The sequence below is a fragment of the Nostoc sp. FACHB-892 genome, assembly GCF_014698795.1.
In the GTDB taxonomy this organism is placed as follows: domain Bacteria; phylum Cyanobacteriota; class Cyanobacteriia; order Cyanobacteriales; family Nostocaceae; genus Nostoc.
The window spans coordinates 1-13,844 of sequence record NZ_JACJTR010000001.1 but is presented as its reverse complement, the minus strand read 5'-3'; the positions used below and the strand labels follow the sequence as shown (position 1 = coordinate 13,844).

Below are 13,844 nucleotides of genomic sequence, written 5' to 3'. Positions count from 1 at the left end.
ACCCGCCCAATGTGCTGGCTCTCCATGTTCCACACCTTGCACATCTTACAGCAAAGTTTTTGCGCTGGTCGGATGTTTTTTTTATAGGACTTACGCAAAACTATACGTTGTAGGGGCAATACCCTGCGGGAAGCCTTCGGCTACATGAATTGCCCCTACCAGAGAATAAGGCTTTCGACTGTTGTTTGCGTAAGCCCTGTTTTATTTGGAAGTCCCTAATATCATTTTAGCTACTATACATAAAATCATTAATGATGTTAATATCAAGTTGATATTACGTTGTAGGCTTTGTAGGTTTGCAGAGATATCACCAATAAAACTAATTGCTGTCCAGATTACTTAGAAACAACTTGAAAAAGCAGTTTTCTATGAAGTTTACACTTTCCAGAAACTGAGAGAAATTAAGTTGTAACAGTGTTATTGCATTATATTTTAGTGCTAATAACTTGATCATTGATCATTGTTTAATTCTTTGCAAAAGCCCTGTCAATTAGAAAGGAACCTTTTATGGCTTACCATTGAAAAAAGCCCTCTCAGCCTATGCTGAAGAAATTAATCAGCCCCAGCTACTTGCCGTTGGGTTACAACAGCACATATTTAAATCTGTAGACCTAGAGAAATTGTTAAAAGTAGACTTTGTTTGTAACTCCCGACAAAATGGGCGAACTGGAAGTATTATGTGCTGTTATAACTTGCACCATACTATGTGGTCTATCTCTTTAAAGATTTAATGTCTTAATGGCTTGGAATTGTATTTTTTTCGTTAAGAGTTATCCCTTATGTAAGATTTTATAAAATTTACAGGAAAATAAGCATAGACCATTCAAACTTTAAGTTAATCAGTGTAAGCTAAGTAGGTAGGCATAAATAAACCTAACTATGTAACGAAATCTAAAAAGCTTGAAGCTCTATTGCTCGCTTGACTTTGCGGCGATCGCAATAACATAGTTATAAATTTTCCCGCCTACCTACTTAATTATGAAAATATGTTTCTTGTAACCCCATTTTAACCAGTTGCACTAATTCTATTAGAGGAGGTGTAATAAAACATACATAGTTATAAGGGTATATGTTTAAAGAGACTAAACATGACTTGAAAAAGATTGAGTTTAGTAGCTTCTAAGCAAACCAAGCAATATTGTTTAAGTGAGATTTTCATGAAGTAGTAAAATCTCAAAAAGTGATGATGTGCTTTATAGTTTTTATCGTCTCTTTACTCTTTATGTAGCCTGCCCAAAGCCAGCTTTTTAATGCTGGAGGTCACGCGCTGTAGGCTGAATCATACCCTACTAAATTGATTCTAATACCTTGACAAAGCTGTAGATGCTTTGCTTTTAAATTCTTCTTCAACCTCTTACTGAAAGCACGAGTCTTGTGGTGACCGAAAGCACTGCAAGGATTGATGCTTTATAAGCAAAGAAGCTTGGCCAGGCAAGGGTATAGCTCAATATTTTAGCATTCACATCACATTAGTTATTGTCATATCAAGGGTCTGTTACAACGAGTAGCGCTACTTTTCAAATAAAAATACTTTTTATAGAACAATACTCTTTTCTTTCAGGAAGCTTAGGGTTTATCGCAAAATATAAAAGTATCAAACAATACTTATTTCTTCAATTTAGAGCAATAACTAAATTCTGTTTTGGAGGTTAGAAAATGCCAGCCGTGCTTTCTGGGGAACATGTAGGCGAAAAGCTCTTGTACACCTTGGGTGCAAAGCTTTCAGAAAAAGAATTACAAAACTTACTGGCAGCAATGGAAATTGTGGAGCCACCACTAGCAAAGCAGTTTTGGCAATCTGCACAGACTAACCCTGGTATCTACATTATCCTTACAGGTAAAGTCCGACTGTTGGATAGTTCTGAGAATTTAATTACTACCTTTGGTGCATGGTCTATTTTCGGCGAATTGACTCTGTTTCCTGAAGCTGACTTTAGCCCTTATGTAGTCAAAGCTTCGACAAGCTTAAAACTTGGCTATTTCAGACAAGACGTATTGCAAACATTGATAGACAAGTATCCTAATATTCGCGATCGCTTGTTTGCCCGTGCAGAACTTTGGGATTTGCTGTTGTTATGTCGCCAAACCTCACAATTACCGTGCCATACTTCACAAGTAGCAGGGATGCTCCAAGCTTTATCTCTCTTTGAACGACAGTATTTAGAAACTGGCTCTATAACTACGCAAGTATCCCAAGATTCCCAGTTATGGCTATTGTACAGAGGTCAACTGCGGCATTTTGAAGGCCATTTTTTGACACCAGGCACAATCTTGGCCCAACCAAAACAAGGTGATTGGCAGGTAACTCAACCAACAATTGCTTACATTCTGAAAAACGACCATAGGCAAATAGCATTAGAATACTTGCCGGAGTTGGGGAATTGGGGACTGGGGAGTGGGGAGTCGGGAGAGAGGCAATTAATCCCGTCTGTATTAAAGAGTAGGGAAAAAACTTCCCAATCTCCAAAATCCAAAATCATTCCTTTTCCCCAACGAGATCAGCAGTCACAACAACAACCAAAAAAAGCACGTTTTTACTTTCCCAGTCCACAGGTGCAAGTAGGGCATTGGTGGAAACGGCTCACTAAAAGTTATCCCTTCTATGCGCAACAAAGTGCTGCCGATTGTGGCTCTGCTTGCTTGGTCATGATTGGTAACTATTGGGGTAAGCATTTTAGTATCAATCGCCTGCGAGATATGACCAACGTCAACCGCAGTGGCGCATCTCTAAAGGCTATGGCAGCTACAGCAGAAAACCTGGGTTTTGCCACCCGTCCGGTGAAAGCCACTTTTGATAAATTGGTAGAACAACCTTTACCTGCAATTGTCCACTGGGAAGGCAACCACTTCATCGTTGTCTATGAAATCACCAAAAAGCGGGTGATTGTATGTGATCCTGCTCTTGGTCAACGCAGCCTGACAAAAGCTGAATTTCAAGCAGGTTGGAGTGGTTATGCATTGTTACTACAACCTACAGCTTTATTAAAAAATACTAAAAACGAAAGTACAAGCTTTTGGAAATTTTTTGAGTTAATCAAACCTCACTATCGGACACTATTAGAAGTCTTTGTAGCTTCGGTATTAATCCAATTATTTGGACTAGTAACGCCAGTATTCACTCAGTTATTGCTCGATAGAGTACTTGTGCAACGCAGTGTGACAACCTTAAACGCTATTGGTTTAGGGATGATTATTTTTGGGTTATTTGGTGTCGCTGTCAACGCTGTACGACAATATCTTTTATTTCATACTGCTAACCGAATTAGCATCTCCCTATTGGTAGGTTTTATTAAACATACCTTCCGTTTGCCCCTTTCTTATTTCGAGTCGCGTTTTGTTGGGGATATAGTCTCGCGCATTCAAGAAAACCAGAAAATTCAGCAATTTCTTACTGGTCAGACACTCTCCATTTTGCTGGATATGCTGACATTGGTGGTTTATCTGGCCTTGATGTTCTCCTATAGTTGGCGGATGTCATTATTCGTGCTGTGTACTGTACCGCCATTTTTTATCTTGGCGCTGGCTAGCACAAGTATTTTGCGCCGCATCTCCAGAGAAATTTTTAATGCAGGCACTAAAGAACAAAGCTATCTCATAGAATCCCTCAATGGAATTCGTACCGTCCGCTCATTGTCAATTGAACAGACTGTGCGCTGGCGTTGGGAAGAACTGCTGAATGATTTGGTTAAAAAATCCTTTAATGCTCAAATAATTGGTAATCACCTGCAAATTATCAGTGGTGTCATCCAAACTTTTGTAAACACTGCATTGCTGTGGTATGGAGCGACCCAGGTAATTAGTGGTGAACTGACTATTGGACAATTAGTTGCTTTCAATATGTTGGTGGGTAACGTCTTGAGTCCTTTCCAACGGCTATCTATGCTGTGGAATCAATTGCAAGAAATCGTAATTTCCACCGAACGCATAAATGATGTGTTGGAGGCGGAACCAGAAGAAGACTTAGAAACTAAACCCCGGAAGGCGTTGGGTAAGCTGCGTGGTCACATTAGCTTTCATAATGTCACCTTTCGCTATCACTCAGAAAGTGAGACTAACGTCTTAGAAAATCTTAACTTTGAAATTCAACCAGAACAGATGGTTGCAGTTGTGGGGCGCAGTGGTTCTGGAAAAACAACCCTGAGTAAATTGATTTTAGGTTTATATCCACCGACAGATGGCAAACTACTGATTGATGGTCGTGATATCACCAGTGTTTCGTTGCGATCGCTCCGTTCTCAAATCGGTGTTGTAGATCAAGATACTTTTCTCTTTGGTGGGACGATTCGGGAAAACATTGCGATCGCTCATCCAAATGCCTCTTTAGAAGAAATTATTCAAGCAGCAAAATATGCTGGAGCCGATGATTTTATTCAAAAACTACCGATGGGTTACGAATCTGAAATTGGTGAAGGCGGCGGGATGCTTTCTGGTGGACAGCGCCAACGCCTAGCGATCGCTCGTGCTTTGCTCGGAAATCCTCGATTATTACTGTTTGATGAAGCCACCAGCCACCTAGATTCTGAATCAGAACGAATTATTCAAAACAACCTTAAAACAATTCTTCAAGGACGCACAAGTGTAATCATTGCCCATCGCCTCTCTACAGTCCGCAACGCTGACTTGATCCTGGTTCTAGATCAAGGCGTTTTGGTAGAAAGCGGTACTCACGACGAATTAATCGCTAAAAAAGGTCATTATTACTACCTGAATCAACAACAACTGGCTCAAGTTAGTTGAGATTGGGCATTGGTTATTTACTATTCTCCTGTACTCCCCCTGCTCCCTATTCCCCACTCCCCACTCCCTATCTACTGTTATCGGAACTAAAATTATGCCATCTCCCAATAGATCATCCCCACTTCCCCAAGAAAAGCCAGATGAACATCAAAGTTACACACAGCAAGAAGAATCTGTAGAAGTTATTGAGGCAGAAAATAACAATCAAGACTTGTACTACGGTACTGAAGCATTGCTCAATGCCTTACCTCGGATTTGGACTCGTAGTTTGTTGTATGTACTCATAGCCTTTGCTGGTCTGTTCTTACCTTGGGCAACTCTCTCGAAAGTAGATGAAACTGGCAGTGCTAGAGGGCGTATAGAACCAAAAGGCGCAACTCAAAAATTAGATGCTCAAGCTGCTGGAAGTGTTAAAGCAGTTATGGTCAAAGAAGGAGATACAGTCAGAGCTGGCCAGGTTTTAGTAGAACTAGAGTCTGATGTCCTACAAACAGAACTGCAACAATTCCAGAGCAAATTGGAAGGGCTACAAAATCGGCAATCCCAACTGGAATTACTCAAAAATCAACTCCTCATGTCAACTAGTCTCTTAGAGCAACAAAATAAATCCCAAGAATTGGAAAAAATGGCTCAAGTTAATCAGGCAGAGCAAAACCTTGATGCCAAACTGAGTAGCTATAACCTGCAAAAGTTAGAAAAACAAGCATTAGTTAAGCAAGCAGAGCAACAGATTGATACCACCCGCGATGATCAGCGATCGGCTAAAACTCGTCTGAGTATAGATTCCAGGCAAATTGCCCGCTTTAGCAAACTCGTTCAGGATGGTGCAGTTTCTGCAACCCAAATTGATCAACTCAAAAAAGAAGAACAAGAAAGTAAACGACTTTATAGCAGGGCTATATCAGATATTAAACAAGCAAAATTGCGTTTGGCAGAAGAGCTAAATCGTTATCAAGTAACTATCAAGATGTTGGAGTCTGATATCAAACAAGCAAGACTCCGACTGCAAGAAGAACAAAGTAGCTATAAAAGTGTGCTGCAAGCTGGACAACTGGCCGTAATGAAAAATCAGGAACAGCTAAAAGACCTACAGACACAAATAACAGCAGTGCAATCAGAAATGGCTCAGACAAGAAGCCAGATTATATCTATAAGAGTTCAAATACAGCAACGATTGGTGCGATCACCTATTAATGGCGTGATTTTTGAATTACCCACCACTAAACCAGGAGCAGTTGTACAACTCGGTCAAAGGATTGCCCAAATCGCACCCAAGAATGCAGACTTCGTACTCAGAGCTAGTATGCCTAATCAAGATAGTGGTTTTTTGAAGCTAGGAATGCCAGTTAAAGTCAAGTTTGATGCATATCCCTTCCAGGAGTATGGCATCGTGCCAGGGAAAGTTACTTGGATCTCTCCTGACTCGAAAATTACCGAAACACCCCAAGGAAACATCGAAAACTATGAATTAGAAATCATTTTAGAGCAGCAGTATGTCGAAAATGGCAACAAACGTATTCCATTAGGAGCCGGTCAGACAGCAAATGCTGAAGTCATCATTCGCCAACGGCGCGTGATTGATTTTGTTTTAGATCCGTTCAAAAAACTGCAAAAAGGCGGTTTGGAGATTTAGTCAAAGCGATTTGGAATTAGGAAATAGGGCAAAAGGAACCATCAATGCCCCATGCCGAATTCTCTTAGTTATTGGAGATATCGTATTATGCCCCACAGTCTGACAATTTCCAGTTCAGATATCATTCACAGCCTCAAACTTTCCTGTCAGATACCTAATGTAGTAGAGGCAATAGCAGCGCAAAGCATCATTACCGAAGCAGCTCTTGAGCTAGGAATTACAGTCACACCAGAAGAACTACAGCAAGAAGGAGATCGTTTAAGGTTTGCCAAGAAGCTTGTCAAAGCTAAAGAAACCTGGATATGGCTAGAAAAACACCATCTGTCTGTGAATGAGTTTGAAGAATTAGCCTACAACAACATTCTTTGGCAGAAGTTAGCAAATCATCTATTTTCTACTCAACTCGAAAAGCACTTTTATGAACACCAACTAGATTATGTCGCCGCTGTTACCTACGAAGTTGTCTTCGAGGATCGAGACTTGGCTTTAGAACTTTTTTATGCGCTCGAAGAAGAAGAAATCAATTTCCCTGAAATTGCTCGCTTATATATTCCAGAACCAGAACTCCGCCGTGCTTATGGATATCAAGGACTCCGATACCGCAAAGATTTTCGTCCAGAGATTGCAGCAGCTGTATTTGCTGCTGTACCGCCACAATCTCTCAAACCGATTACGACTCCCAAGGGGGTGCATTTAATTTGGGTAGAAGAAGTCATTCAACCCCAACTAGATGAACAGTTGCGCCAAAAAATCATTGCAGAATCATTTTCTGATTGGTTAAAACAACAAATCAACGCAATGAAAATTGTTATTCAGATAGACTCAGATTCAAATGTGCGATCGCAGGAGGAATTGCTAAATATGTCATTCAACAAAACTAAATAGGCTCTTGGATTTTCCTGACTAAAGGTAGTTGCATCTAGTTTTCATAAATGTTATAGATGCTAGCATTGTTGGTTTAAAATTTAATAAACTTTTATCTTTAGTATTTTGTGAATATATCCACATTTTGCTAATTTGGTGCTTTAAAAGATTAAATTTAATCGCTATAAGCCTTGCTAGACAGTAGCTAACAATTATTACTGTCTACAATTATCTTGCTTTTTTTAATTCTAGCTAATGCTATATATGCTCATTTTTAAATCTAAATACATTAGTTTTTTAAATCAAAGTTTTGTCCGAGAAGATTGACTTTTAAATAAATAAACTATATTATTTTTATAGCCAATAAAAGATTGGCTAAACAAAGATTCCTAAAAGCAACTTACACATTTGCAGGAGAAACTCAAATGATTATTTCTGATCTAAACTACTTGGAAAACACCTCTGAAGAAATTCTTGGTGGTCGTGGTACTAACATCAAAAACTTCTTCTTTACAGATAAGGTAGTTAGAGCTGATGTTAATGAGAAATTCGTCAAGACAATTGACACTAACTTGGGTGGTATCGAAGGAAACGTTGCTGAATTAGTTGTTAGTGCTGATGCTACTGGCAACAGAACCTTCACCAGCGTCATTGGTGGTGTTCAAACCGAAGACAATCGCTCTGAGACTTTCGTTAACGCTATTTCTGCTACCGTTCGTACTCCTGGAACTTAATCCAACTGGATTAATTAAGCTGAAGCCTAAAAAGAAAAGCAGGTTAAAGGGAGTATGAAAACCAACACTCCATAGCAATTGTTTTGTTGGGTTCTCTTGTACTCTATTCAACCTACTGTTAGATGTTCAAAAATTGCTGAAAACTATAAGCTAAGATAGTTTTCAGCAGTTTTCTAAATATAACTCAATCTTAACACAGTTAATTAGACAGTTGCAAGACTTACCTCTTTCATGCAACGTAATATCTGTTTGTTAATGTTAGGAAGCCTTTTGTCAAGCCAAGTAATGTTTAGCGTAGCGCTTGTAAAGTTCAGCATCTAACAAGTGCCATACTTGAGCTTTAATATCATAACTATCAGTCAAAGGAGAGGAAAGAGGACAGGGTGTACAAAGCTTGGGGGAGAACCCCATAAATAAATTTATTGGCTTTGAAAGCTTGGACGCATTATTTCTTGTCCTATGCATCTTGAAATAAATATTTAACATTAAGCATAAATAAATTTATTTGCTCTGCAACCCTCTATTGCTGGGAAATTACAGCATCTTCTCCCCTGCTTCCTGCTCCCCTGCCTCTCAGAGCAAGTCGGTATTGCATATCTAGCAGTATCAAGAGGAAATCTAATGAGCAGTATTTTTGTCACAGCTCTGTCCTACGTCAATACAAGTGGTGCTGGCGGTAGCATGAACCTCACGATTGGTTCTCCTACAGGTTTCACAATTAGCACGAGTGAAGAAATTTTCGTACCCGGAGCAAGCTCCAATAGAAGTACCGTGTTAACCATGAATTCCTACACTGGAGATAACACGAACGATTTGCTATTAGGAGGTCAAGATAACGGTACTTTCGTTAGCAACTTAGACACTGATACACCTACTAGAGGTACTAATCGCAGTTTATTTCTAGGTACAGCAACAAATTCTGCTTCTGGGCGTGTTAATGTCATCACTGATTTAGGTGATGGGATTGAGATAGTAGCAAATAATAATAACTTGTCAAGCAACTTCGGATTTACAGGCTTCAATTTGATAGGTGATAGTTTCCTGTGAAGGGCTAATTTAGCCTATTTCTAGGAAAATTTTTACGAATCGTTTTTGGGGGAAACAATAATTTAGTAATGAACCTAACGCTCAAAAATAGCTAATCTGAGGATGTTTTAAAAGTCCTATTGTTGATATCAAAAGGTTTTAGTTCCTCTTAAGTTTCCCTTTTTAAAGCCAACTTTAATTTCGATTTATCCCTTAAAAAGTGGGTTTCTACGCCACTTCCTTCAACACAACGGAGTGGCTTCCCATGACTGACTGGCATGGGTTAGGGGGATCAAGAAGGTGTCTAAAATCACAGCAAAATACTTTTAAAACATCCTCTTAGGAGGATTACCCACTGCACATTGGCAACTTCAATCAAGAATTTGTGAGGAAAAAACATGGCAATCATAGAAAGAAATGACGGGAACAATATAGAAAACAATAATGCTGATAAGATCGCGAATCTTTTTAGTCGTAGTAACGATATCTTGACCGGGAGAGATCGTAATAACAATACATCTGGAAGTGGGAGTAGTTTATTACGAGGAACTAACGGCAACGATCTATTAAATGTCCCAGGAGGAAACACTAATACTAAGGGTTACACAATTTTTGGTCTTGGTGGTAATGATACTTTGACTGGGGGAGGCGGTAAAGACAAGATATCTACAGGTATCAGTGGTAATTCCCTAGTGAATGGGGGAGATGGGAATGACATCTTGTCTGGCAACCTTGGTGACGATACCCTGAATGGGAATAGCGGTAATGATGTCCTGAGTGGAAGTCTTGGTGATGACATCCTTAATGGGGGTAGCGGTAATGATCAGCTAAGTGGAAGTATCGGCAATGACGCCCTTAATGGAGGACTCGGCAATGATACTCTCACCGGAAGTGAAGGGGATGACTTGGTTTTTGGGGATGCTGACAATGACACCCTCACAGGAAATAATGGTAGTGACGTAATATTTGGGGGCGATGGTAATGATTTTTTGCTTGGAGGTACTAACGGATCTCCAGATGCTCCTGAAGGATTCTTTGAAGACTTTCTCGTAGGCGGTGCTGGTAGTGACACTCTGAATGGATTTGGCGGTGGTACAGGAACATCATTTGAGAGAGATCAGTTAATAGGTGGCGGTGCAGCTGATAGAAGCGGCACCGTCACAGATTTTTCTGGCGACGGCGTGAAAGATGTATTTGTACTTGGGGATACCAATGGCGCTTTTTATACAGCTGCTGGCAACAACGACTATGCTCTTATTTTGGGCTTTGAGAAGGGTATTGATGAGTTGCAACTTAGTCCATCTGTAACTTATCAACTTCAAACAGTCTCTCAGATAACTCAGCTTGATACTTTGGTTTTCGCCAAACTTCCTGGCGGTAATGAGCTAATTGCGATTGTAGCAAACGTTAACTTGATTAACTAGATATAGCTCATAACCAATAGGGAAGAAAATTAACAATACCGCCCTGCTTAAACCAAGAATATAAATAATATTTAAGCAGTGCAGATAATAGGAAAATTTACAACTTTGCGAGACAAAAAATATGGCAACTTTCCAAGGAACTAACGCCAATGATACTCTCAATGGAGGTAGCGGTAACGATAGCCTTAATGGAGTTCTTGGTGATGACTTGCTTTTTGGGAATGCTGGCAATGACACCATCAACGGAGATCAGGGTAGTGACGTAATCTTTGGTGGCAATGGTAATGATAATCTGATTGGAGGCCGTAGCGGATCTCCAAATGCTCCTGAAGGATTCTTTGAAGACTTTCTCGTAGGAGGGGCTGGTAGTGACACTCTCAATGGATTTAGCCCTAACAGAGGAACATCATTTGAGAGAGATCAGTTAATAGGTGGCGGTGCAGTTGACAATAAGGGCGACGTTACAAATATTTCTGGCGATGGCGTCAAAGATGTATTTGTGCTTGGGGATGCGAATGGCTCTTATTATACAGCTGCTGACGATAATGACTATGCTACTATTTTGGGTTTTGAGAAGGGTATTGATCAGTTGGCACTTAGTCCAGCAGTGACTTATAAACTTGAAAGTAAATCTCAGATAACTGAGCTTGATACTTTGATTTTCGCCCAACTTCCTAACGGCAATGACCTAATTGCGATTGTAGCAAACGTTGACCTGACAAGATAGGTATACCTCATCATCAATAGAAGATGAAATTAACAATACCTTGTTTGTGTCCAAGAATAATTTTAGATGCGATCGCCCTGGATAATCGACATTACTGCTTAAATTATGAGATCGTACGATTGCTACGCCTAATTCCACAAAATAGGATTGCTACACTCATACATCTTTGTAGACAAAGTACTTAACAGGATAAACAGAAAATATTATGCGGCCACAAACACAATTTCTACAGCCAATTGTAGATAAAATTCCTAATCCCAACCCTAACTTTGTTAAGGCTACAGGGGTTGCTTCTTTCTCAAAATATAGTCAAAAGCCTTCAGGAACTTTGACTACCACTCAAGTAAAGACGTTGGTTGAAAGTGGCGTTGCTACTGCTACGGTTCAAGCCGGATCTGTTTTTAATACCGACCCGACTTTTTCTTCACTCTTTAGTGACGTTACTGGCATTGGATTAGATGGTTCTTTCACAGGAAGTGCCAGTAGTAAAATGGAAGTGATTGGTAGTTTTGAAGTTGCTGCTAAAAAAACCTTCTCTTTCGATTTCTTTGCAGATTTAACACTAACAGCTAAAGAAATTGAAAATTCTGCTGTTGAATATAACCAGGCTAAGGGTAAAATTGGGTTCTTGGCACTAGATACCACAAATCCTGATAAACCTAAGGTATTAGATTATTTCGGTATCCAAGGTACGTTAATTTCCTCTGAGCATATTGCTGATTTGGAATATAGCAAGAGTAGTAATATTACTATTAAGAGTCGTCCGCAAACTACTGATATTGACGGCGATAATGGAAAGGACTCCCTCATAGGAAAGGCGGTTGGTAGTTATCAAAAAACCTTTAATCGTAACACCAACATAACGCTAGTAGAGATGAATGTTAGTAATATTACTTTTTTAGGAGATACTTTAATCAACAATTTAGGTGAAAATGTTATTTATGGCACGGTTGGAAAAGATAATCTTAAAGGAAGTAGCAGTGGAAACAAAATTTATGCCAGTTTAGGGAATGACAAGGTAGATGGAGGGAAAGGCAATGACATCCTCGAAGGCGGCCAAGGGAATGATACTCTAAATGGAGGCGAAGGCAATGATAGTTTAAATGGCGGTTCGGGTGATGATGTTCTGATTGGTGGTGAGGGAAATGATGTTTTAGTTGGTGGCGACGGCTATGACAAATTTGTTTTCAATGGTGGCGATGGTGGCGATAGCTTGTTGACAGATCAGCTTGCTGGCGTACAAGATTTATTAGTTAGTCTCGGTGTTGATAATATTGTCAACGTTAGCGATAGCTTGTTGAAAGGTAAGGTTAGTATCAATAGCTCGTTCGAAGAAGAGTTTGATGTCATTCAAGATTTTCAAGTTGGTATCGATAAGCTTGAATTTAAAGGTTGGGATGATATTAAAGCTGACAGTTGGTTAAATGAGATGTTTTCTCAAGGAAATATAAGTGATACTAATGATGGACTCATTTTAAATTTTAATGCTGGAGAAATTCAACAAACATTATTGCTATCAGGTGTAAATTCTAAGCAGTTTAGTTCTGGGTCACTCATATTTTCTTAGAGTAATTTATTAAATTTGTAATACCTGTTTGCTATAGTTTTTAGACATTGAATATGGGTTGCGATCGCTAATCTATAGCGAAACCTTCATTTTTTGTTTAAAATCTAGCTAATCTTGCCATTCTCAAAAACCAAATATCTACATACCGATAGATATTGGTTCATCGTTCTTTGCCGCTTTTGCGAGTAAGTAACTGACTTCTTCATCAGTAGTTTGGGGAAAGTTTTCGTACCAAAGACCAACACTTTGGAAAGGGCTAGGTGCGGATACAGAAACTATTTTGTCTACCTCAGCTTCTAACTCATGGCAAGTTTCGGGTGCGGCCACAGGCACAGCAATCACAATTTGAGCAGGTTGCTGTTTTCGCACAGCCACAACAGCAGCCCACATAGTTGCACCCGTCGCTAAACCATCATCTACTAAAATTACCGTGCGTCCTTGTAAATCTTTTAATGGGCGATTTTTGCGATAAAGCCGTTCCCGTCGCTCTAACTCTCGTTCTTCTTGCACCGCCACCTTGGCAATTACTTCGTCGGATATCTTCACCAGACTGATAATATATTTATTAACTATTCGCACACCACCAGAAGCGATCGCTCCCATAGCTAATTCCTCTTGCTCAGGCACACCCAATTTACGTACTACCAAAACATCTAAGGGAGCATTTAATGCTTTGGCAACCTCAAAGGCAACGGGTACGCCACCCCTCGGTAGCCCTAATACCAGAACATCTGGGCGGTTAGCATAAACGCCTAACTCCTTAGCCAAAATTTGACCCGCAAACCTCCGGTCTTTGAATAGCATGGTACGGCATTCCTGATTAATTGCAAACAAATTAAGTATTTACACGTATTCGCTTTGGCTGCCCACCTCAAACAATTGCAGATATTCTAATCTTAGAAAGCTAAAAATTCGGGCGTTGCATAATGGAGGGATGAATTGAGGTCTTCTACTGTGCATTGTCCATACTGCAAGTCTACGAGGATTAGAAAAAATGGTAAACGCCGAGGTAAACAAAATCACTTTTGCGTCACCTGCGATCGCCAATTTATAGATATCTATAGTCCCCCAAAAGGATACTCAAATGAGATCAAAAACGAATGTTTAAAAGCATACGTTAACGGTGCAGGAT

Annotated in this window: 9 protein-coding genes and 1 pseudogene; 9 read left to right on the top strand and 1 reads right to left on the bottom strand. The window is 39.8% G+C overall.

Annotation, left to right across the window (positions count from 1 at the left end):
• Window positions 1-1,656 precede the first annotated feature (1,656 nt).
• From H6G96_RS00050 to H6G96_RS42235, 8 genes are all read left to right on the top strand, one after another.
• The gene (locus H6G96_RS00050) at window positions 1,657-4,737 is read left to right on the top strand and encodes a peptidase domain-containing ABC transporter (protein WP_190909356.1); all 3,081 of its coding nucleotides are present in this window, start codon (window positions 1,657-1,659) and stop codon (window positions 4,735-4,737) included.
• A 94-nt stretch (window positions 4,738-4,831) separates the two neighbouring features.
• Entirely contained in the window at window positions 4,832-6,370 is a 1,539-nt protein-coding gene (locus H6G96_RS00045) for an HlyD family efflux transporter periplasmic adaptor subunit (RefSeq protein WP_190909355.1), read from the top strand.
• An 87-nt stretch (window positions 6,371-6,457) separates the two neighbouring features.
• A complete protein-coding gene (locus H6G96_RS00040; protein WP_190909354.1) occupies window positions 6,458-7,255 on the top strand; it encodes a peptidylprolyl isomerase in 798 nt (265 codons plus the stop codon).
• Window positions 7,256-7,659: 404 nt separating this feature from the next.
• On the top strand, window positions 7,660-7,968 hold the full coding sequence (locus H6G96_RS00035) for a hypothetical protein (RefSeq protein WP_190909353.1): 309 nt from the start codon (window positions 7,660-7,662) through the stop codon (window positions 7,966-7,968).
• Between the two features lie 621 nt (window positions 7,969-8,589).
• On the top strand, window positions 8,590-9,015 hold the full coding sequence (locus H6G96_RS00030; RefSeq protein WP_190909352.1) for a hypothetical protein: 426 nt from the start codon (window positions 8,590-8,592) through the stop codon (window positions 9,013-9,015).
• A gap of 377 nt (window positions 9,016-9,392) precedes the next feature.
• Window positions 9,393-10,418 (top strand): calcium-binding protein, encoded by a 1,026-nt coding sequence (locus H6G96_RS42240; protein ID WP_190909351.1) that lies wholly within the window; start codon window positions 9,393-9,395, stop codon window positions 10,416-10,418.
• Between the two features lie 121 nt (window positions 10,419-10,539).
• A complete protein-coding gene (locus tag H6G96_RS00020; protein WP_190909350.1) occupies window positions 10,540-11,145 on the top strand; it encodes a hypothetical protein in 606 nt (201 codons plus the stop codon).
• A gap of 205 nt (window positions 11,146-11,350) precedes the next feature.
• Window positions 11,351-12,712, top strand: a complete 1,362-nt coding sequence (locus tag H6G96_RS42235) for a calcium-binding protein (RefSeq protein WP_190909349.1) — start codon at window positions 11,351-11,353, stop codon at window positions 12,710-12,712.
• Window positions 12,713-12,850: 138 nt separating this feature from the next.
• Here H6G96_RS42235 and H6G96_RS00010 read toward each other — a convergent pair whose 3' ends face one another.
• Window positions 12,851-13,516 carry a phosphoribosyltransferase gene (locus H6G96_RS00010; RefSeq protein WP_190909348.1) on the bottom strand — a complete coding sequence of 222 codons (666 nt, stop codon included), beginning with the start codon at window positions 13,514-13,516 and terminating at the stop codon, window positions 12,851-12,853.
• A gap of 150 nt (window positions 13,517-13,666) precedes the next feature.
• Here H6G96_RS00010 and H6G96_RS00005 point away from each other — a divergent pair.
• Window positions 13,667-13,844 (top strand): annotated as a pseudogene (locus H6G96_RS00005) (IS1 family transposase); the annotation flags it as partial.